Below are 18,907 nucleotides of genomic sequence, written 5' to 3'. Positions count from 1 at the left end.
CTGTGCGCTACTGGTCGAGGAAGCTGCGCATTTTGCGACTGCGGCTCGGGTGCTTGAGCTTGCGCAGCGCCTTGGCCTCGATCTGGCGGATGCGTTCGCGCGTCACCGAGAACTGCTGGCCGACTTCTTCGAGCGTGTGATCGGTGTTCATGCCGATGCCGAAGCGCATGCGCAGCACGCGTTCCTCGCGCGGGGTGAGGCTGGCAAGAACGCGGGTAACCGTTTCCTTGAGGTTCGCCTGGATCGCCGCATCGACCGGGATGATCGCGTTCTTGTCCTCAATGAAATCGCCGAGGTGCGAATCTTCCTCGTCGCCGATCGGCGTTTCGAGGCTGATCGGTTCCTTGGCGATCTTCATCACCTTGCGCACCTTCTCGAGCGGCATGGAAAGCTTTTCCGCCATCTCTTCCGGGGTCGGTTCGCGGCCCTGATCGTGCAGGAACTGGCGCGAACAGCGGACCAGCTTGTTGATCGTCTCGATCATGTGGACCGGGATACGGATCGTGCGTGCCTGGTCGGCGATCGAGCGGGTGATCGCCTGCCTGATCCACCAGGTGGCGTAGGTGCTGAACTTGTAACCGCGGCGGTATTCGAACTTGTCGACCGCCTTCATCAGGCCGATGTTTCCTTCCTGGATCAGGTCGAGGAACTGCAGGCCGCGGTTGGTGTACTTCTTTGCAATCGAGATCACGAGGCGCAGGTTCGCCTCGACCATTTCCTTCTTGGCGATACGCGCTTCGCGCTCGCCCTTCTGGACCATGTTCACGATGCGGCGGAATTCGGGCAGCGCCATGCCGGTCTGGCTGGCGATGTCGGTGATTTCGGCGCGGATGCGGTCGATCGCGTCGGCTTCCTTCTCGGCGAAGGCGGCCCACTTCTTGTCCTTTTTGACCTTCTCTTCCATCCACGTGTCGTCGAGCTCGTTGCCGATATAGGCATCGAGGAAGTCCGACCGCTTGACCTTGTGGCGTTCCGCAAGGCGCAGCATCTGGCCGCCAAGGGCGGTCAGGCGACGGTTGAAGGCATAGAGGTTGTCGACCAGGAATTCGATCTTGGTCGCGTGGAACTGGACGCTTTCCACCTCGGCGGTGAGCTGTTCCGACAGCGCTTCGTACTTCTTTTCCTTGGCGGGCGGGAAGTTCTCGCCGCGGCCCATGACCTCGACGCGTTCGGCTTGCAGCTTTTCGAACTTGCCGAAGAGGTCGGTGATACGTGCGAAACGCTCGATGGCATCCGGCTTCAGCGCGGCTTCCATCTGGGCGAGGGACATGGTGTTGTCTTCCTCGTCGTCGTCGTCGCGGCGCTTGGACGAACCTTCGCCGTCCTCGTCGTCCTCGTCGCCGCTTTCGTCCTCGTCGTCATCCTCGTCGTCGTCGCGGATGGTCGGGCCTGCGGTTTCTTCCGAGATTTCGCCGTCGTCATCATCGTCTTCGGCGTCGTCATTGAGCTTGTCGGCCGGCGGTTCCTTAGACAGCATCGCATCGAGATCGAGAATCTCGCGAAGCTGCATTTCCTCGTTGTTGAGGGCTTCGGACCACTGGATAATGGCGTGGAAGGTGATCGGGCTCTGGCACAGGCCCATGATCATCATGTCGCGGCCGGCCTCGATGCGCTTGGCAATCGCGATTTCGCCTTCGCGGCTGAGGAGCTCCACCGCGCCCATTTCGCGCAGGTACATGCGCACCGGGTCGTCGGTACGTTCGCCTGCAGCCAGCTTCTTGGGGCCGGCCGGCTTCTTGGCCGCTTCCTTCTCTTCGCCGGAAGACGGGGCGGGTGCGATTTCCTCGACCTCGTCGTCCTGTTCGGCATCTTCGTCGTTCTCGACGATCTGCACGCCCATTTCGGACAGGGCCGACTGGATGTCCTCGATCTGGTCGGAACTCATCTCGCCCTGCGGCAGCGCGTCGTTGAGCTCGTCGTAAGTGACGTAACCCTTCTTCTTCGCTTTCGAGAGCAGCTTCTTCACCGAAGCTTCGTTGAGATCGATCAGCGGAGCGTCATCCTTGTCGCCCGACTTGGTCTTGGTGGCCATAAAGAGCAATCAGTCCGTACTATCGCCGCTTGCAGGCCCGGTATCCTGCGCGGCTTCTGAATCTTTCGTAACCGCCGAAGCGGCCTTGCGGCTTGCCATTTGCCCGAGTCGCGCCTCGAATTCCAGCTTTCGCTTCAGCAGGCGCTGCTGCTCGGCGAAAGCCCCTTCGGGATCGCTCTCGAATCGTGCGGTCGCAGCAGCGAGCGCGGCTTCGAGTGCCGGCCTTTCGACCAGCAGTGACACGGCTTCGGCCAAGTCCTCGCGCGCATCACCTGGGTCGGTGCCTTCATCGAGAAAGGCGAATAATCGGGTTTCCGGTGGGGCAGGTAGGCCGTCTGGTAGCGATATGGGCGATCCGGCCCGCGAATCAAGCGTTTCGGCAGCAGCTAGCAGCGAATCTATCGCCGGTCCGACATTTCGGTCACTCTGGGCAACGCGGGCAAGGGCAGCTTCATGCCGCGCAATTTCGCCGGGATGGCGCAGCAGGCCGTGGATGACGGCACTAGCCAGCCGGTCGCGCGAGCCGCCTTCGATGGCCCGCTTGAGGCGCTGTTCCGCCTCGCGTGAAAGCTGGGGAGAAACGGCCGGAAACCCGCCCTTCTTCCATTCGCCGCGCGGCTTGAACTCGCGCTGGGGGCGCGGCGGGAAGGCGAAATCGGAAAACCGCTGGGTCAACTCTCGCTTGTAGAGCGCCCTGATGTCGGGGTGCTGGATCGCCTCGACATTGTGCATCAGCCGCGCCTTCAGTCCGGCCTTTTCTTCGGGCGAGGTAAGCGGGGCGGCGGCTTTCTCGAACTCCCACAGCGTGTCGAGCAGGCTGGCAGGTCGGGCCAGTAGCTCCTCGATCGCACCGACGCCGCTTTCCCGGATGAGGTCGTCGGGATCCATGCCTGCGGGCAGGCGCACGATGGACAGCGAGTGGCCGGGGCGCAGCATCGGGAGTGCCCGTTCGATGGCGCGCATGGCAGCCCGCTGCCCGGCATTGTCGCCGTCGAAGCACAGAATGGGACGTTCGACCTGTCGCCAGAGCAGTTCGATTTGGTTCTCGGTCAGCGCGGTCCCGAGCGGAGCCACGGCTTCGCGGATGCCGGCATTGGCAAGCGCGATCGCGTCCATGTATCCTTCGACGACGATTATCCGGCCCGATTGCCGCGCGGCAGGCGCGGCGCGGTGGAGATTGTAGAGCGTGCGCCCTTTGTCGAAGAGCGGGGTGTCGGGCGAGTTCAAGTATTTCGGTGCGTTGGGATTGCTGTCGCCATCGAGGATGCGTCCGCCGAATGCGATTACGCGCCCGCGCGCATCGTGGATGGGGAGCATCAGGCGGCCGCGGAACCTGTCGTAAGGTTCCTTGTCCTCGACCGTGATGCGCATTCCGGCCTCGATCAGCATCGGTTCTTCGAAGCGCGACAGGGCGGATTTCAGCGCCTGACGATCTTCCGGCGCGTAGCCGAAGCCGAATTCGCGCACCGTTGCGTCCGAGAAACCACGACGCGAGAGGTAGGAGCGTGCACGCGCACCGTCCGCGCCCCTCAAATTGCCTTCGAACCATTCCTGCGCAGCAGCGGTCACGTCATGGAGGCTGGCGCGCTTTTCCGCGCGGCGGGCGGCCTGCGGGTCAGGGGCGGGCACTTCCATGCCTGCCTCTGCCGCCAGTTCCTTCACCGCATCCATGAACGGCATGCCGCGCTGGTCGGTCAGCCAGCGGATGGCATCGCCATGCGCCTCGCAGCCGAAGCAATGGTAGAAGCCCTTCTCGTCATTGACGTAGAAGCTCGGCGTCTTCTCGTTGTGGAACGGGCAACAGGCCTTGAACTCGCGCCCCGCCTTGGTCAGCCGGATGGTGCGACCGATTACTGCGGACAGGGTAGTCCGCATGCGCAATTCGTCCAGCCATTGGGGTGAGAGGGCCATGGCCTCTCCCTATCGCGTGAGGGGGCGGACCGCTAGTTGGCGGGCTTGGCGCTTGCCGCTTTTTTCTCGGCCGGGAAGGGGCCGCGCGCGACCGCCTGGTTGCCTTCCACTTCCAGCAGGTAGGCATCGGCAGGACCGTCGGGCGCCAGCGTCGACTGCCACCAAAAGGTGAGCGTCGTGCCGGGCTTCCAGCCACTGCCGTCGACCACGCGCCAGATCAGCTGGCCGTCGTCGCTGGTGATCGAGATGGCATCCTCGCTGCCGAGCGTCGCCTGAGCCTGCGCCTTGGCATAGCCGACCGCCGCGTTGAAGCCGTGGGCCTTGGCCGTGGTGCGGAACAGGGTCGGCGGGCTTTCGACGACTTCCGGACCTTCGCTGGGGGCGGCTTCCGGCTCGTCAGCAGTCGCTTCGGCCAGCGTCACGCTGTGGACGTAGGTGTAGACGGTCCCTTCCGGCATCTTGCCCGGAATGCATTCCGTCGTGCCTTCGGGGCAGGCGACGAAGCTGACCATCGTGCCGATCTGGCGGTTTCCGGCACTCAGGACCGTTTCGACCTCCGGACCCTGTGGCCCGACGATCTTCGCGCCGAGCAACGAGAGATCGAGATCGGCGCCAACCAGCGTGCGCGGCTGCGCAGGCGTCGGCGTGGGGGAGGGGGCGGGTTCCGGTTCGCTCGTCCCGCAGGCCGCCAGCGCGAAAGGCGCGGCGAGGAGCAGAAGGCGCTTCACGAAAGCGCTTCCTTCACCAGGCCGCTGGCCTTGGTCATGTCGAGCGTCGCGCCGTGGCGGGCCTTCAGTTCCCCCATCACGCGGCCCATGTCTTTCATGCCGTCGGCACCGAGGTCGGCCTTGATCTGCGCGATCGCGGCGCGGGTTTCGTCCTCGCTCAGCTGCTTCGGCAGGAATTCCTCGATCACGGCCAGTTCGGCCTTTTCCTTGTCGGCCAGTTCCTGCCGGCCGCCGCTTTCGTACATTTCGATCGATTCGCGGCGCTGCTTGGCCATCTTCATCAGCACGTCGGTGACGAGGTCATCGTCTTCCGGCTTCTTGTCCGAAGTGCGCAGTTCGATGTCGCGATCCTTGATCTTCGCCGCGATCAGGCGCAGCGCGGCGGTGCGGTCCTTGTCCTTGGCCTTCATGGCGGTGACGGTTTCGGACTGGATCTTCTCGCGGAGCATGAGGCCTCTTCGCTCTAAATGTGTGGATGGTTCGGGCCCCATGTAAGGCAAGCTGCCACAAAGCCAAGTCTTGTGCTTGACGGGACTCGCTCACGTCCCTAGCGGCTGGGACTTAGCACACATCGCCGGAAACCCCTGACTCGGAGAGCCCAATGGCCCTGTCCGCATTCTCGCACGCGCAACCCAAAGGCGCGACGGGAGTCCTCGTCCTCGCGGACGGTACCTGCATCTGGGGCAAAGGCTTCGGTTCCACCGGTTCTGCGGTGGGCGAAGTCTGCTTCAACACCGCAATGACCGGCTACCAGGAGGTGATGACCGATCCCTCCTACGACAGCCAGTTCGTCACCTTCACCTTCCCGCATATCGGCAATGTCGGCGCGAACGAGGAAGATCACGAGAGCCGCGGGCTCGGCGCGGTCGGCTGCATCGTGCGGCAGGAAGTGACCCCGCATTCGAATTTCCGCGCGCAAAGCGAATTCGTCGACTGGATGCGCGAACACGGCAAGATCGGCCTGTCGGGTGTCGACACCCGCGCGCTGACCCGCCGTATCCGCCTGCTGGGCGCTCCCAATGCGGTCATCGCGCACAATCCGCGCGGCCAGTTCGACATGAAAGCGCTGAAGCAGCAGGCGGCCGAATGGTCGGGCCTCGAAGGGCTGGACCTCGTGCCCGCCGTGACGCGCGCCGAACAGGAAGACTGGCGCGGCGGCCACTGGCAGCTCGGCTTCGGTTATACCGAGGGTAGGGCAGACAAGCCCCATGTCGTGGCGATCGACTATGGCGCGAAGGACAATATCTTCCGCAACCTCGTTAAGGCCGGCGCCAAGGTGACTGTGGTCCCTGCGCGCACCACGCTGGAGCAGGTTCTCTCGCTGAAGCCCGATGGCGTGTTCCTGTCCAACGGTCCGGGCGATCCGGCGGCGACCGGCCAGTATGCCGTGCCCGTGATCAAGGGGCTGCTGGATGCGGACATCCCGCTGTTCGGCATCTGCCTCGGCCACCAGATGCTCGGCCTCGCCGCCGGCGCGAAGACCGCCAAGATGTTCCAGGGCCACCGCGGCGCCAACCACCCCGTCCAGCGTGTCGGCAGCGAGTGGGGAGCGAGCGAAGGCCTCGTCGAGATCACCAGCATGAACCACGGCTTCGCGGTCGATGCCGATACGCTGCCCGACACGGTGGAGCAGACGCACGTCTCGCTGTTCGACGGCACCAATTGCGGGATTTCGATCAAGGGCAAGAAGGCTTTCGGTGTGCAATACCACCCCGAGGCAAGCCCCGGCCCGCAGGACAGTTTCTACCTCTTTGAAAAATTCGTGGGAATGCTCGCGTAATGCCCAAAAGAACCGACATCTCCTCGATCCTCGTCATTGGCGCCGGTCCGATCATCATCGGCCAGGCGTGCGAGTTCGATTATTCCGGCACGCAGGCGATCAAGGCGCTGAAGGAAGAGGGCTACCGGGTCATCCTGGTGAACTCCAATCCCGCCACGATCATGACCGACCCGGAAATGGCCGACGCCACCTATGTCGAGCCGATCACGCCGGAAATCGTCGCCAAGATCATCGAGAAGGAACGTCCCGACGCGGTGCTGCCGACGATGGGCGGGCAGACGGCGCTTAACTGCGCGCTCGACCTTGCGAACATGGGCGTGCTCGAGAAGTTCGGCGTCCAGATGATCGGCGCCAATGCCGATGCCATCGACAAGGCCGAGAACCGCCAGCGTTTCCGCGAGGCGATGGACAAGATCGGCCTCGAAAGCGCGCGCAGCGGCGTCGCGAACACGGTGGACCAGGCCTATGCGGTGCTGGAGCGCACCGGCTTGCCCGCGATCATCCGTCCCAGCTTCACGCTTGGCGGCACGGGCGGCGGTATCGCCTACAACAAGGCCGAGTTCGAGCGCATCGTGCGCGAAGGTCTCGACGCATCGCCCACAACCGAAGTCCTGATCGAGGAATCGCTCCTCGGCTGGAAGGAATTCGAGATGGAGGTGGTGCGCGATCGCAAGGACAACGCGATCATCATCTGCTCGATCGAGAATGTCGATCCGATGGGCGTCCACACGGGCGATTCCATTACTGTCGCGCCGGCGCTGACGCTGACCGACAAGGAATACCAGATCATGCGCACCGCCAGCATCGAGGTGCTGCGCGAAATCGGTGTAGAAACAGGTGGTTCGAACGTACAGTTCGCAGTCAATCCGAAGGATGGCCGCCTGATCGTGATCGAGATGAACCCGCGCGTCTCGCGTTCGTCGGCACTTGCATCGAAGGCCACCGGCTTTCCGATTGCGCGCGTCGCGGCGAAGCTGGCCGTGGGTTACACGCTCGACGAGATCCAGAACGAGATCACGGGTGCAACGCCTGCCAGTTTCGAGCCGACGATCGACTATGTCGTGACCAAGATCCCGCGCTTCGCCTTCGAGAAGTTCAAGGGTTCGAAGAACGAGCTGTCCACCGCGATGAAGTCGGTGGGCGAGGTCATGGCCATCGGCCGATGCTTCCAGGAAAGCATGCAGAAGGCTTTGCGCGGCCTCGAAACGGGCCTCGACGGGTTCAACCGCGTACAGGAACTCGAAGGCGTCAGCCGCGAGACGATCACCGCGGCGCTCAGCCAGCGTACGCCTGACCGCATCCTCAAGATCGCGCAGGCTTTCCGCGAGGATTTCACGGTCGAGGAAGTCGCCCAGGTCACCGGTTTCGACCCGTGGTTCCTGCGCCAGATCGAAGCCATCATCTACGAAGAAAAGATGCTTGGCCACAACGGCCTGCCGCGCGATGCCGCCGAAATGCGCCGCCTGAAAGCCATGGGCTTTTCCGACAAGCGCCTCGCCACGCTGGCGGTCCGTTCGGTCGGTGTGGCCGGCGGTCTTGCCGAAACGCAGGCCAAGCGTTCGGGCCTGCTGCACGACGCGCTGCGCGCCATGGCCGGTGCGACCAGCGAACAGGAAGTGCGCAAGCTGCGCCACAAGCTGGGCGTTTATCCGGTCTTCAAGCGCATCGACAGCTGCGCTGCCGAGTTCGAGGCGATCACGCCCTACATGTACTCGACCTACGAAGCGCCCAGCTTCGGCGAGCCCGAGGACGAGGCCGATCCGTCCGACCGCAAGAAGATCGTCATTCTCGGCGGCGGCCCGAACCGCATCGGGCAGGGCATCGAGTTCGACTATTGCTGTGTCCACGCCTGCTTCGCGCTGGCCGAGGCCGGCTATGAGACCATCATGGTCAACTGCAACCCGGAGACGGTTTCGACCGACTACGACACTTCGGACCGTCTCTATTTCGAGCCGCTGACCGAAGAGGACGTGCTGGAAATCCTGCGCGTCGAGATGTCGAAGGGCGACCTTGTCGGCGTCATCGTGCAGTTCGGCGGGCAGACCCCGCTCAAGCTTGCCGCCGCGCTGGAGCGTGAAGGCATTCCGATCCTCGGCACTTCGCCCGATGCGATCGACCTTGCCGAAGACCGTGAACGCTTTGCCAAGCTGGTCAACAAGCTCGACCTCATGCAGCCGGAAAACGGCATCGCCAAGAGCCGTGACGAAGCGGCCGCCGTCGCCGCGCGGATCGGCTATCCGGTGCTGCTGCGCCCCAGCTACGTGCTGGGCGGGCGTGCGATGGAGATCGTCGACAGCCTCGCGCAGCTCGACGACTACATCAACACCGCGGTGAACGTGTCGGGCGACAGCCCGGTGCTGGTCGACCAGTACCTGCGCGATGCGGTCGAGTGCGACGTCGACGTGATTTCCGATGGCGAGGAAGTCCGCATCGCCGGTGTCATGCAGCACATCGAGGAAGCCGGCGTCCACTCGGGCGACAGCGCCTGTACCCTGCCGCCCTACAGCCTGCCGCAGGACATCATCGACGAGATGGAACGCCAGGCGACCGAGCTTGCCCGTGCGCTCGACGTGCGCGGCCTGATGAACGTGCAGTTCGCGGTGAAGGATGGCGAGGTCTACCTGATCGAGGTCAACCCGCGCGCCAGTCGCACCGTGCCTTTCGTGGCGAAGGCGATCGGTCGTCCCGTCGCCAAGGTCGCCGCGCGCGTTATGGCGGGCGAGAAGCTGTCGCATTTCGAGCCGTTCAACCTGAAGCCGAACCACATGGCGGTGAAGGAAGCCGTGTTCCCGTTTAGCCGTTTCCCGGGGTCCGACCCTGTGCTTTCGCCCGAAATGAAGAGCACCGGCGAAGTCATGGGTATCGACCGCGATTTTCCCGCCGCTTTCCTCAAGTCCCAGTTGGGCGCGGGCATGAAGCTGCCGCAGGGTGGTACGCTGTTCGTCTCGGTCAAGGACAGCGACAAGGAGGTCATACTGCCTGCAGTCGAAACGCTGCTGGCGAAGGGCTTCCGCGTCATCGCCACCGGCGGCACGCAGCGCTTCCTGTCGGGCAAGGGCTTGGCGGTCGAGCTGGTCAACAAGGTTGCTGAAGGCCGCCCCCACATCGTCGATGCCATTATCGACGGCGATGTGCACCTGATCTTCAATACGACCGAGGGGTGGCAGTCGCTGCTCGACAGCCAGTCGATCCGTGTGGCCGCGCTGGAAAAGAAGCTGCCGTACTATACCACCGCGGCCGCCAGCCTTGCCGCCGCACGCGCGATTGCCGAGGTTTCTACCGAGCAGCTTGAAGTGCGTTCATTGCAAGACTATTATAGCTGACCAGAACACACGGCGTATCTCCCACACATCCGAGCGACCGAGGCTCCGCTAACCTTGCGGACCGGGCTCGAATTGTCCCGGGAGATTGCGCGAGCAGGAAGGAATTGGGGTTCGATGGACAAGGTGCCGATGCTGGCCGAGGGCTATGAAAAGCTCACTGCCGACCTGAAGGTGCTGCGGGCGGAGCGTCCGAAGATCGTCGATGCGATCGAGGAAGCGCGTGCGCATGGCGACCTTTCGGAAAACGCCGAATACCACGCCGCCAAGGAACGCCAGGGCCAGGTAGAGGCCATGATCGGCGATCTGGAAGACAAGATCAGCCGTGCGCAGATCATCGATCCGACCACGCTTTCGGGCGACAAGGTCGTCTTCGGTGCGACAGTCACGCTGCTCGACGAAAACGACAAGCCGGTGAAGTACCAGATCGTCGGCCAGACCGAAGCGGACGCTTCGAAGGGGCGGATTTCCTACACCTCGCCGATCGCACGCGCGCTGATCGGCAAGCAGGTCGATGACGAAGTCGAAGTGACCGTCCCTTCGGGCGACAAGTTCTACCTCGTCGAAAAGATCGAATTCATCTGATTGCAGCGCCGGGCCATAGGCCCGAACGTCAATCGACGGTCTTTTCCATCGCCCAGTTGTGGATCGGCACGCCGTCGATCTCGAACTCGCGCTTTTCGGTGGCGACGTAACCGGCTTCCTCGAACGAGGGGCGGGCGAGGTCGCTCGCCTCGGTGTACAGCCGTTTGATCCCGTGGTGCCGCGCATAGAGCGAGGCAGTCGCCAGCAGGTTCAGTGCCAGACCTTTGCGCGTGTGCGCGGGGTGGTTGTAGAGGTGGTCGAGATGGCCGTCCGGCTCGAGCAGGGCATAAGCGACCGGCTCGTCGTCCTCTCCGGCAGCAACGAAGATGGTCGCGCCATTGGCGACCCGTTCGCGGTAGAGCGCGGCGCCCGGGTGACGGGCAAGCCACGCTTCTACCTGGTCGTTCGAATAGGCTTCCGGCCCGATCCCGCGGATCGCCGCCCGGCAAACGTCCGCCAGCCCCTCGGCATCGGAATCCTGATAGGGGCGGATGGAGTAGGCCAAGGCCGGTATCAGGCTTCGGGATCGAGCAGCTTGTGCAGGTGGACAATGACGTATTTCATTTCCGCATCGTCGACCGTGCGCTGGGCATTGCCGCGCCAGGCGCTTTCGGCATCGTCGTAGCTGGAATAGACGCCGGCGACGTGGATGCTTTCGGGGTCGGCAAAGGTCATGCTGCGCGGGTCGGTCACGCGGCCGCCCATCACCAGATAGAGCGTCTGCTTGCTCTCTTTTTCTTCCATGGTTCGTTCTTTTTTCCGAATTGGGGAGGAGATTTGCCCTGCCCATAGCGAAAGCGGCGCGACAGGCAAACCCGTCGCGCCGCTCTAGAGCCTAGCTATTACGTATGAGTTAGCGGCTGATGCGTGCCTTCAGGTCACGCGCCGTACGCGAGGACTTGCGGCTTACCTTGCGGCTGCCCGAGGCGATGGCATCGCCGATGGTGTCGAGGCGATAACCGGCATCGCGTTTCAACCGCCGGGCCTGCGTTCCGGCAGCGTCGGAATAATCCTCGAACTTGTCGCCAGCACCTTCGATCATCGAGAGGCCATATGCGATCGCAGCTTCGGCGGCGTAGGCTGCCAGCGAGCCGCCGCGGCGACCGAGCGCGCGACCGCGGCGCGTCATAGCGCCAATGGCGAGGCCGACGGCGACGGCACCTGCCACGGTAGCTATCGGGTGCTTCTTCGCGAAGTCGACTGCGCTGTCCGCAACATCCTTCGCCTGGTCGGCGAACGAACGCTCGCTGTTGCGACGTTCACCTGCAGCGATGCGGGCGCGAAGCTGTTCGCGCTTTTCGGCATCGCTGAGCTGGCTGTCGGCGCTGATGGGGGTGACGTTGTTGGTGGCCTTGTCTGCCATGGGGTTTCTCCGAAATCTGGTGTGCATCGAACCAACGGTTCAGCCTGCGGGGCCGTTCCGTCTATTCGTCGTCTTCGAGGGACTCTTCGTCCTCTTCTTCCTCGCCAAGCCCGAGCAAGGACAGCAGCGGGTTGCGCGCGAACCACACGATGACGGCAGCGAGCAGGGCGGCGAGGGCGCCCTTGTTGTTTTCAGCGACATCGACCGCTTCTTCGTAGACGTCGATCGCCCCTTCACGAACGCGGTCGAAGGCGCGTTCTCCCAGCGACTTCTGGTTGAAGCCGACCTTCAGGTTCTCGATATCGGCTTCAACGAGCGCGCGCGCGGAATCGCGCAGGTGGCGGTCGGCCAACATCCGGGTCTTGCGATCACTCATCGCCATTGTCCGAAAATGCATCGCGGATTTCATCAAGGCGGGTCTTCAGCAGGCTGAGGAACAACAGCCCGAGTCCGATCAGCGCGGCGGTCACGATAGCGGTGGCAATCCACGGCCCGACCAGCGGTACCAGCGCGATAACGAGACCTACCGTCATGGCAATCAGTGCGAGGTGCAAGACGCCAAAGGCGCCAAGCCCGAAAGCAATGGCGCCCTTGAAACGGTTTGCGGCAAAGCCCGCACGGCTCTTCTGGTAGGCCATTTCGGCCTCGGCATAGGTCCTGCCGTCTTCGAGCAGGGCCATGATGTCGTCCGTCAGCGACGGACCGTGCGGTTCCTGGTCGTCCTCATCAGGCTCGTAACTGTCGGGCAGGTCGACCGGCCCGTTGTACGGCGCTTCATCGCGCTCTTGTTCTTCCAGCATCGAGCCCCCTCTTGTCACTGATCAGCGACGGAAGAGGCGAGAAAGCATGAAACCGGCAGCGGCTGCAATACCGATGGCCAGTCCCGGGCTCTTGCGGACGAATTGGCGGCCGTCCTCGACGAGGTCGTCGACGCTCTTGTCGTCGAGCTTGCCGGCGTAGTCGTCGAGCGACTTGGACGCGGTGCGGGCGTACTCGCCGTACTTCGAGCCAAGCTTCTCATCGACCTGGTAGGCATTGTCGCTAATCGTGCGGCTGAGGGCACGCAGGCCCTCGCTGGTCTTCACCTTGCCTTCGGTGGCGAGTTCCTTGCCCTTGACGCGGGCTTCGGTGCCGTAGGTCTTGGCTTCGGCGACCCAGTCTTCGCCCTTGCCCTTGGCCTGGCCGCGGTAGGCGGCGGCGCGTTCCTTGCCTTCGGCGCGAAGTGCGGCGGCACCGGCCTTGGCTTCTTCGAGAGCGGCGTTGAACCGGCTCTTCGCTTCGGCGCGGTGCGCGGTACCGGAGGTGGTGTCGTTGTTATCGGTGGCGGTGTTGGTCACGGGCGCCTTCTCCTTTGCTGCACCCTTCTTGGCTACCGTTTTCACGGGCTTCTTCCGGGTGGTTGATTTCTGCTGTGCGGTGGTGGTTCGTTTCTTCGAACCGGTCGTCTTCTTGTCTGCGGCCATCAGCCTGTCCTTCCCGTCAAATACCTATTCATCCCGGGTATCAGGCATGACCCGGCTTTCCTTTTTGCAACGCGGCTTGCACCGACATGTTCCGGCGCATAGAGCGCTGCCCGCAGACCCAATCTAGTGGTGTCCTACGCTATTACAACACCCTGCCGAGGAGTTCGTTCCAAATGACCGCGATCATCGACATCCACGCCCGCGAAATTCTCGACAGCCGTGGCAATCCGACTGTCGAAGTCGACGTGCTCCTCGAAGACGGCAGCTTCGGCCGCGCCGCAGTGCCGTCGGGTGCCTCGACCGGTGCGCACGAGGCGGTCGAACTGCGCGACGGCGACAAGTCCCGCTATCTCGGCAAGGGCGTGCTGAAGGCGGTCGATGCGACCAATGGCGAAATCCGCGACCTGCTGATCGGCAACTTCGATGCCGAGGACCAGCGCGACATCGACCTTGCCATGATCGCGCTCGACGATACGGCGAACAAGGGCCGCCTTGGCGCAAACGCAATCCTCGGCACGAGCATGGCAGTTGCCAAGGCGGCGGCCAATGCCCGCGGCCTGCCGCTTTATTCTTATATCGGCGGTGTTTCGGCCCATGTCCTGCCGGTGCCGATGATGAACATCATCAACGGCGGCGAGCATGCCGACAACCCGATCGACATCCAGGAATTCATGGTCATGCCGGTGGGCGCCGACAGCCTTGCCGAGGCTGTGCGCTGGGGTGCCGAGATCTTCCACACGCTGAAAAAGAACCTGTCGCAGAAGGGTCTCGCCACGGCAGTCGGCGACGAGGGCGGTTTCGCGCCCGATCTTGCCAGCACGCGCGATGCGCTCGACTTCATCATGGGTTCGATCGAGCAGGCCGGTTTCACGCCCGGTGACGATGTCGTGCTGGCGCTGGACTGTGCCTCGACCGAATTCTTCAAGGACGGCAAATACCTGATCTCGGGCGAGAACCTGTCGCTTTCGGGTGACGAAATGGCCGCCTATCTCGCCAAGCTGTGTGCTGACTACCCGATCCGCTCGATCGAGGACGGCATGGGCGAAGACGACTTCGCGGGCTGGAAGGCGCTGACCGACCTGATCGGCGACAAGGTCCAGCTGGTTGGCGACGATCTCTTCGTCACCAACCCCCGCCGCCTTGTCGACGGCATCGAGCAGGGCCTTGCCAATTCGCTGCTGGTGAAGGTCAACCAGATCGGCACGCTGACCGAAACGCTCGATGCCGTGAGCATTGCGAACCGTGCCGGCTACACCGCGGTCATGTCGCACCGTTCGGGCGAGACCGAAGACGCGACCATCGCCGATCTCGCCGTTGCGACCAATTGCGGGCAGATCAAGACCGGCTCGCTCGCGCGTTCGGACCGGCTTGCCAAGTACAACCAGCTCATCCGTATCGAGGAAGAACTGGGCGACAGCGCAGTCTACGCAGGGCGCGGCTGCTTCGGCTGACCGGACCGGCGCGGCGCGCTGGCGCTGCGCAAGTCCTCTATCGCGTGATCGACGCGCCTCGCTGCCTGCTGGCAGCCGAGCGCGTCGAGCCGCACCAGGCAATCTTCCAGCTTCGCGATAACGTCGGCAATTTCGTCTTGGCGATCGGCGCGGCTCATTCTGTCCGCAACCGATAACGCGCTTCGATTGCCATGTTCTTTTCCGGTGGCTAGCCTTCTCTACCTAGGGGAGAGGAAGGAATTGCATGGGAGAATTCCCGGTCCATCCGGATGAAGTGACGGCGCCATGGCTGTCCGCGATGCTCGGTTCGGAGATAACCGGTGTCTCGTGGAAGCCCATCGGCACTGGACAGGTAGGCGACAGCGTTCGCTTCACGCTGCAAGGGCCCGAGGTTGGTGCGTCGACCCCTGCGACACTGGCGGGCAAGTTCCCCGCAGCCGATGCCACCAGCCGCGAAACCGCCGCGATGTTCGGGCTCTATCGCAAGGAAGTGCTGTTCTACCGCGATGTCGCACCCCAGCTCGATGTCCGCGTGCCGCAAGTCCACTTTGCCGCCACCTGCGAGGAAGGCCACCGGTTCTGCCTGATTTTCGAGGATCTCGGTCCTGCGCGGCAAGGAGACCAGATCGCCGGTTGCACGCTTGACGATGCACGCGCGGCAATTCGCCAGGCCGCAGCAATCCACGCGCCCAGTTGGGGCAAGGCTTCGATAATCGAGGCCGAATGGATCGTCCCTTCGCCCGCCGTCGCCGAGCGCGTGGCTTTGATGTACCCGCATGCACAAGCCATCTTCCGCGAGAGGTACAAGGACACCCTGGAGCCCGAGTTCATGACCGTGTGCGAGGAGTTCGCCGAGGTTTACGGCTCGCAAATACACCAGGAGCATCGGCACCAGTGCCTGATCCACGGTGACTTCCGCCTCGATAACATGCTTTTCGATATCCGCGGTGGGGCTGAACCCGTAGCCATTCTCGACTGGCAAACCGTAGCACCCGGCATGGCCATGACGGACATCGGCTATTTCCTGGGCTGCGGTATCGGTCCTCTCGGGCTCGCCCATGAGGACGAACTGCTCGATCTCTATCTGGCGGAAATGGAGAGGCGCGGGGTGTCGCTTACCCGTGCAGGTATCCACGGCGATTACCGCAGAGGCATTCTGCACGGCCTGTCGACCGCTGTTTTCAGCGCCGCTTTCGTCGAACGGACCGAGCGCGGCGACGCAAATTTCCTGTCGATGGCCCGCGGGGCCTGTGCGCTGGCCCTGAAGCATGACAGTATCGGCGCTATGAAGGAGGCACACTGATGGTCCTTTCACGCGGGGACGAGTTTCCGGTCCACCAGACACCGGAACCGATCGCCTATTCCGGCACCGACCGGAATTTCTACGACCGCTATTTCTTCAACGGCTATGCGCCCGACGGCAGCGGCTTCTTCGCCTGCGCCTTCGGCATCTATCCGCACCTCGATATCGTGGATGCCCATTTCAGCTTCATCCGCGGCGACGTGCAGTACTGCATCCATGCCAGTGCCGAGATGCAGATGGAACGCATGGCGCTGCGCTGCGGCCCCATTTCGATCGAGGTGGTCGAGCCGCTCCACGCGTTGAAGGTCACGGTCGAGGAAACCGACGGAATCTCCGCAGAATTCACTTTCACCGGTCGCGCCTTCCCGATCGAGGAGCCGCGTTTCATCCGCCGCCTCGGCCCGCGTGCTTTCATGGATTACACGCGCATGACCCAGAACGGTCACTGCCGGGGCTGGATATCCCTCGATGGAGAACGCCACGCGATTGCGGAAGGAACCGCCGGAACGCGCGACCGCAGCTGGGGCATCCGTCCAGTTGGCCAGCGTGACCCACAGGCCATCCCCGGGCACGACCTGTCGGGGTTCTTCTGGCAATGGACGCCGGTCAACTTCGGTGACGGCAGCCTGTTCTTCCACGTCAACAACGACGAGATGGGCGACGCCTGGAACACGCGCGCTGCCTGGGCGCCAGACGGGGCAGATGCGCAGGATATCGCGGAAGGACACGGCAGCATGCGCACGCGCCTGACGGCGGGCACGCGTTGGCCATCGGGCGGGACCCTGTCGCTCGCGCTGAAGGGCGCGCCGGAGCAGGTGAGCTTCGAACCGCTGGGCCGGTTCCAGATGCGCGGCCTCGGCTACACCCATCCGGTATGGGGACACGGTATGCACCACGGGCCGCTGCGTGTGGAGCGGGAGGACATCGACCTTGCTGCCCTCGATCCGCTTTCGCCGGAAAACCTCCACGTCCAGATACCGGTGCGCGTGACCGGCAGCGACGGGCGTGAAGGGATCGGTGTCTTCGAACAGCTTATCCTGGGGCCTTTCGCGCCCCTGGGGCTCAGCAGTTTTCTCGACGGGGCGGACTAGGCCCCGAAGCGGGACTGGAGGTCGAGCAGGGCTAGCGCAGCCTTGGCCGCTTCGCCGCCCTTGTCCTTCTGCTTCGGATCGGCGCGGACGATGGCCTGTTCCTCATTCTCGACAGTCAGGATGCCATTGCCGATGGCGATGCCGTCCATGGTCAGCGCCATGATGCCGCGCGCGCTTTCGCCGGCGACGATCTCGAAGTGATAGGTTTCGCCGCGAATGACGACGCCGATGGCAACGAAGCCGTCGTAGCGGCCGCGTTCTGCTGCCATGGCAATCGCACCGGGCACTTCGAGCGCGCCGGGCACGGTCAGTACATCGACGCTATGGCCTTCGGCTTCCAGTGCGGCGCGGGCGCCGGCAACCAGCATGTCGTTCAAGTGGTCGTAGAAGCGCGCTTCGACGATGAGGAAGTTTGCCATGCGTGGTTACTCCGGAATGGGAAGGTGATCGACGATGTTGAGGCCGTAGCCTTCGATCGCGACGACATTGGGCTGTGAATTGCTGAGCAGGATCATGTCCTCGACACCCAGGTCGGCAAGGATCTGCGAACCGATGCCGACGTTACGCTGGGCCTCGCTCTCGCCATAGCCGGTGGCCGGGCGGCCGGTGATGATGACGATCACGCCCGAACCGTGTTCACCCACCGCCTGCATCGCGCGCTGGAGGGTGCGCTTGCGGGGGCCGGGCTTGCCCAGCACATCGTCGAAGATGGAGATCGGGTGGACGCGGGTGAGGGTGGGCTGGCCTTCCTTCACCTCGCCCTTCTGGAGGACGTAGCTTTCGCTGCCGTCGACCTTGTTGCGGTAGGTCATCATCCGCCAGGTGCCGCCGTAGTCGGATTCGAAGCTGTCTTCGGTAATCCGCTCGACCAGGTGATCGTGACGCATGCGGTATTCGATCAGGTCGCGGATGGTGCCGATCTTCATGTCGTGCTTGCGCGCGAAAACGACGAGGTCATCGAGGCGCGACATGGTCCCGTCCTCGTTCATGATCTCGCAGATGACGCCCGAAGGATTGAGGCCGGCAAGGCGCGAGATATCGACTGCAGCCTCGGTATGGCCGGCGCGCACCAGCACGCCGCCGTCGCGCGCGGCGAGGGGGAAGACATGGCCCGGGGTGACGATGTCCTCGGGCCCCTTGGTGCTGTCGATGGCGACGGAGACCGTGCGCGAACGGTCGGCGGCGCTGATGCCGGTGGTGACGCCTTCCTTGGCCTCGATCGAGGTGGTGAAGGCCGTTTGCATGCTCTCGCGATTGTCGCGGCTCATGGGCTGGAGGCCAAGCGCATCGACCCGCTTGCGGTCGAGTGCGAGGCAGATCAGGCCCCGGCCGTGGGTGGCCATGAAGTTGATGGCGTTGGGGGTCGCCATCTGGGCGGGAATGATGAGGTCGCCTTCGTTTTCGCGGTCCTCGTCGTCGACCAGGATGAACATCCGGCCGTTGCGGGCCTCGTCGATGATCTCTTCGGCCCCGACAATCACCGGCGTTTCGTCATTCGCTTCGAGGAACGCTTCGAGCTTGCTGAGCGTGTCGGCAGTGGGGTTCCAGCTGTCCTCAGCGCAATCGCGCAAGGTGTTGGCATGGAGCCCGGCAGCGCGGGCAAGCCCGGCGCGGGTCATGAGGCCTTGCGAGACGAGCGTGCGAACTTTTTCGATTGTGTTCATAGGCGGCCAGGTATCACATCAAAATGTGATAGCCAAGCACGATGTCACATCACGACATGACAGGATGCCCCCAGGAAGGGGTAACGCTTTCAAATTGTGAGGAAATGGTGGACGCACTAGGGCTCGAACCTAGGACCCGCTGATTAAGAGTCAGCTGCTCTACCAACTGAGCTATGCGTCCACTCTCGCGATCTTGCCGCGTTCCGACCCGGTGGT

At 63.4% G+C, this 18,907-nt stretch carries 19 protein-coding genes and 1 tRNA gene; 6 read left to right on the top strand and 14 right to left on the bottom strand.

What is annotated here, in order from left to right; genetic code table 11:
- Positions 1 to 7: 7 nt before the first annotated feature.
- The 4 genes from rpoD to LC083_RS13750 are packed head-to-tail and all read right to left on the bottom strand — an operon-like array spanning position 8 to position 5,120.
- Positions 8 to 2,032, bottom strand: a complete 2,025-nt coding sequence (rpoD, locus tag LC083_RS13765) for an RNA polymerase sigma factor RpoD (RefSeq protein ID WP_226700903.1) — start codon at positions 2,030 to 2,032, stop codon at positions 8 to 10.
- 9 nt (positions 2,033 to 2,041) lie between these two features.
- Complete coding sequence (gene dnaG, locus LC083_RS13760) at positions 2,042 to 3,943, bottom strand: DNA primase (RefSeq protein WP_226700902.1); 1,902 nt, start codon at positions 3,941 to 3,943, stop codon at positions 2,042 to 2,044.
- Positions 3,944 to 3,975: 32 nt separating this feature from the next.
- The gene (locus LC083_RS13755; RefSeq protein WP_226700901.1) at positions 3,976 to 4,671 is read right to left on the bottom strand and encodes a hypothetical protein; all 696 of its coding nucleotides are present in this window, start codon (positions 4,669 to 4,671) and stop codon (positions 3,976 to 3,978) included.
- Positions 4,668 to 5,120, bottom strand: a complete 453-nt coding sequence (locus LC083_RS13750; protein ID WP_226700900.1) for a GatB/YqeY domain-containing protein — start codon at positions 5,118 to 5,120, stop codon at positions 4,668 to 4,670. Before LC083_RS13750 ends, LC083_RS13755 begins: the two co-directional genes overlap by 4 nt.
- A 152-nt stretch (positions 5,121 to 5,272) precedes the next feature.
- Here LC083_RS13750 and carA point away from each other — a divergent pair, with 152 nt between their 5' ends.
- From carA to greA, 3 genes are all read left to right on the top strand, one after another.
- Entirely contained in the window at positions 5,273 to 6,451 is a 1,179-nt protein-coding gene (gene carA, locus LC083_RS13745; RefSeq protein ID WP_226700899.1) for a glutamine-hydrolyzing carbamoyl-phosphate synthase small subunit, read from the top strand.
- On the top strand, positions 6,451 to 9,774 hold the full coding sequence (gene carB / locus LC083_RS13740) for a carbamoyl-phosphate synthase large subunit (protein ID WP_226700898.1): 3,324 nt from the start codon (positions 6,451 to 6,453) through the stop codon (positions 9,772 to 9,774). Before carA ends, carB begins: the two co-directional genes overlap by 1 nt.
- A 114-nt stretch (positions 9,775 to 9,888) precedes the next feature.
- Positions 9,889 to 10,356: a transcription elongation factor GreA gene (gene greA / locus LC083_RS13735; protein ID WP_160607193.1), complete on the top strand. Its 468-nt coding sequence runs from the start codon at positions 9,889 to 9,891 to the stop codon at positions 10,354 to 10,356.
- 28 nt (positions 10,357 to 10,384) lie between these two features.
- Here the strand turns inward: greA and LC083_RS13730 are convergent, their stop codons facing one another.
- From LC083_RS13730 to LC083_RS13705, 6 genes are all read right to left on the bottom strand, one after another.
- Complete coding sequence (locus LC083_RS13730) at positions 10,385 to 10,861, bottom strand: GNAT family N-acetyltransferase (protein ID WP_226700897.1); 477 nt, start codon at positions 10,859 to 10,861, stop codon at positions 10,385 to 10,387.
- Positions 10,862 to 10,869: 8 nt separating this feature from the next.
- Positions 10,870 to 11,100 carry a DUF4170 domain-containing protein gene (locus tag LC083_RS13725; RefSeq protein WP_160607191.1) on the bottom strand — a complete coding sequence of 77 codons (231 nt, stop codon included), beginning with the start codon at positions 11,098 to 11,100 and terminating at the stop codon, positions 10,870 to 10,872.
- 109 nt (positions 11,101 to 11,209) lie between these two features.
- On the bottom strand, positions 11,210 to 11,719 hold the full coding sequence (locus LC083_RS13720; protein ID WP_226700896.1) for a hypothetical protein: 510 nt from the start codon (positions 11,717 to 11,719) through the stop codon (positions 11,210 to 11,212).
- Positions 11,720 to 11,780: 61 nt separating this feature from the next.
- Complete coding sequence (locus tag LC083_RS13715; protein WP_226700895.1) at positions 11,781 to 12,095, bottom strand: hypothetical protein; 315 nt, start codon at positions 12,093 to 12,095, stop codon at positions 11,781 to 11,783.
- Complete coding sequence (locus tag LC083_RS13710) at positions 12,088 to 12,519, bottom strand: phage holin family protein (RefSeq protein ID WP_226700894.1); 432 nt, start codon at positions 12,517 to 12,519, stop codon at positions 12,088 to 12,090. Before LC083_RS13710 ends, LC083_RS13715 begins: the two co-directional genes overlap by 8 nt.
- A gap of 21 nt (positions 12,520 to 12,540) precedes the next feature.
- A complete protein-coding gene (locus tag LC083_RS13705) occupies positions 12,541 to 13,182 on the bottom strand; it encodes a hypothetical protein (protein ID WP_226700893.1) in 642 nt (213 codons plus the stop codon).
- A 173-nt stretch (positions 13,183 to 13,355) separates the two neighbouring features.
- On the opposite strand from LC083_RS13705, the gene eno reads away from it, so the two are divergent.
- Entirely contained in the window at positions 13,356 to 14,633 is a 1,278-nt protein-coding gene (gene eno / locus LC083_RS13700; protein ID WP_226700892.1) for a phosphopyruvate hydratase, read from the top strand.
- Here the strand turns inward: eno and LC083_RS13695 are convergent.
- The gene (locus LC083_RS13695; RefSeq protein WP_226700891.1) at positions 14,606 to 14,791 is read right to left on the bottom strand and encodes a hypothetical protein; all 186 of its coding nucleotides are present in this window, start codon (positions 14,789 to 14,791) and stop codon (positions 14,606 to 14,608) included. The two genes, eno and LC083_RS13695, sit on opposite strands and share 28 nt — an antisense overlap.
- An 86-nt stretch (positions 14,792 to 14,877) precedes the next feature.
- Between LC083_RS13695 and LC083_RS13690 the strand changes: the two genes are divergently transcribed.
- Entirely contained in the window at positions 14,878 to 15,936 is a 1,059-nt protein-coding gene (locus tag LC083_RS13690; RefSeq protein ID WP_226700890.1) for an aminoglycoside phosphotransferase family protein, read from the top strand.
- The gene (locus LC083_RS13685) at positions 15,936 to 17,027 is read left to right on the top strand and encodes a hypothetical protein (protein ID WP_226700889.1); all 1,092 of its coding nucleotides are present in this window, start codon (positions 15,936 to 15,938) and stop codon (positions 17,025 to 17,027) included. Before LC083_RS13690 ends, LC083_RS13685 begins: the two co-directional genes overlap by 1 nt.
- Here LC083_RS13685 and ribH read toward each other — a convergent pair.
- From ribH to LC083_RS13670, 3 genes are all read right to left on the bottom strand, one after another.
- Positions 17,024 to 17,446 carry a 6,7-dimethyl-8-ribityllumazine synthase gene (gene ribH / locus LC083_RS13680; RefSeq protein WP_226700888.1) on the bottom strand — a complete coding sequence of 141 codons (423 nt, stop codon included), beginning with the start codon at positions 17,444 to 17,446 and terminating at the stop codon, positions 17,024 to 17,026. The genes LC083_RS13685 and ribH overlap by 4 nt on opposite strands.
- A 6-nt stretch (positions 17,447 to 17,452) precedes the next feature.
- Positions 17,453 to 18,691 carry a 3,4-dihydroxy-2-butanone-4-phosphate synthase gene (gene ribB, locus LC083_RS13675; protein WP_226700887.1) on the bottom strand — a complete coding sequence of 413 codons (1,239 nt, stop codon included), beginning with the start codon at positions 18,689 to 18,691 and terminating at the stop codon, positions 17,453 to 17,455.
- A gap of 105 nt (positions 18,692 to 18,796) precedes the next feature.
- Positions 18,797 to 18,872 (bottom strand) — tRNA-Lys (locus LC083_RS13670).
- Positions 18,873 to 18,907 lie beyond the last annotated feature (35 nt).

Source organism: Qipengyuania gaetbuli, assembly GCF_020524765.1.
Lineage (GTDB): Bacteria > Pseudomonadota > Alphaproteobacteria > Sphingomonadales > Sphingomonadaceae > Qipengyuania > Qipengyuania gaetbuli_A.
Note: the sequence above shows the minus strand (reverse complement) of the source record. Positions and strands in the feature narration are given on the sequence as shown.

What these genes read in the sequence shown, in the direction of transcription:
- rpoD (WP_226700903.1), bottom strand. Translation starts at nt 2,032, where the DNA reads ATGGCCACCAAGACCAAGTCGGGCGACAAGGATGACGCTCCGCTGATC.
- dnaG (WP_226700902.1), bottom strand. Translation starts at nt 3,943, where the DNA reads ATGGCCCTCTCACCCCAATGGCTGGACGAATTGCGCATGCGGACTACC.
- LC083_RS13750 (WP_226700900.1), bottom strand. Translation starts at nt 5,120, where the DNA reads ATGCTCCGCGAGAAGATCCAGTCCGAAACCGTCACCGCCATGAAGGCC.
- carA (WP_226700899.1), top strand. Translation starts at nt 5,273, where the DNA reads ATGGCCCTGTCCGCATTCTCGCACGCGCAACCCAAAGGCGCGACGGGA.
- carB (WP_226700898.1), top strand. Translation starts at nt 6,451, where the DNA reads ATGCCCAAAAGAACCGACATCTCCTCGATCCTCGTCATTGGCGCCGGT.
- greA (WP_160607193.1), top strand. Translation starts at nt 9,889, where the DNA reads ATGGACAAGGTGCCGATGCTGGCCGAGGGCTATGAAAAGCTCACTGCC.
- LC083_RS13725 (WP_160607191.1), bottom strand. Translation starts at nt 11,100, where the DNA reads ATGGAAGAAAAAGAGAGCAAGCAGACGCTCTATCTGGTGATGGGCGGC.
- LC083_RS13720 (WP_226700896.1), bottom strand. Translation starts at nt 11,719, where the DNA reads ATGGCAGACAAGGCCACCAACAACGTCACCCCCATCAGCGCCGACAGC.
- LC083_RS13715 (WP_226700895.1), bottom strand. Translation starts at nt 12,095, where the DNA reads ATGAGTGATCGCAAGACCCGGATGTTGGCCGACCGCCACCTGCGCGAT.
- LC083_RS13710 (WP_226700894.1), bottom strand. Translation starts at nt 12,519, where the DNA reads ATGCTGGAAGAACAAGAGCGCGATGAAGCGCCGTACAACGGGCCGGTC.
- LC083_RS13705 (WP_226700893.1), bottom strand. Translation starts at nt 13,182, where the DNA reads ATGGCCGCAGACAAGAAGACGACCGGTTCGAAGAAACGAACCACCACC.
- eno (WP_226700892.1), top strand. Translation starts at nt 13,356, where the DNA reads ATGACCGCGATCATCGACATCCACGCCCGCGAAATTCTCGACAGCCGT.
- LC083_RS13695 (WP_226700891.1), bottom strand. Translation starts at nt 14,791, where the DNA reads ATGAGCCGCGCCGATCGCCAAGACGAAATTGCCGACGTTATCGCGAAG.
- LC083_RS13690 (WP_226700890.1), top strand. Translation starts at nt 14,878, where the DNA reads ATGGGAGAATTCCCGGTCCATCCGGATGAAGTGACGGCGCCATGGCTG.
- LC083_RS13685 (WP_226700889.1), top strand. Translation starts at nt 15,936, where the DNA reads ATGGTCCTTTCACGCGGGGACGAGTTTCCGGTCCACCAGACACCGGAA.
- ribH (WP_226700888.1), bottom strand. Translation starts at nt 17,446, where the DNA reads ATGGCAAACTTCCTCATCGTCGAAGCGCGCTTCTACGACCACTTGAAC.
- ribB (WP_226700887.1), bottom strand. Translation starts at nt 18,691, where the DNA reads ATGAACACAATCGAAAAAGTTCGCACGCTCGTCTCGCAAGGCCTCATG.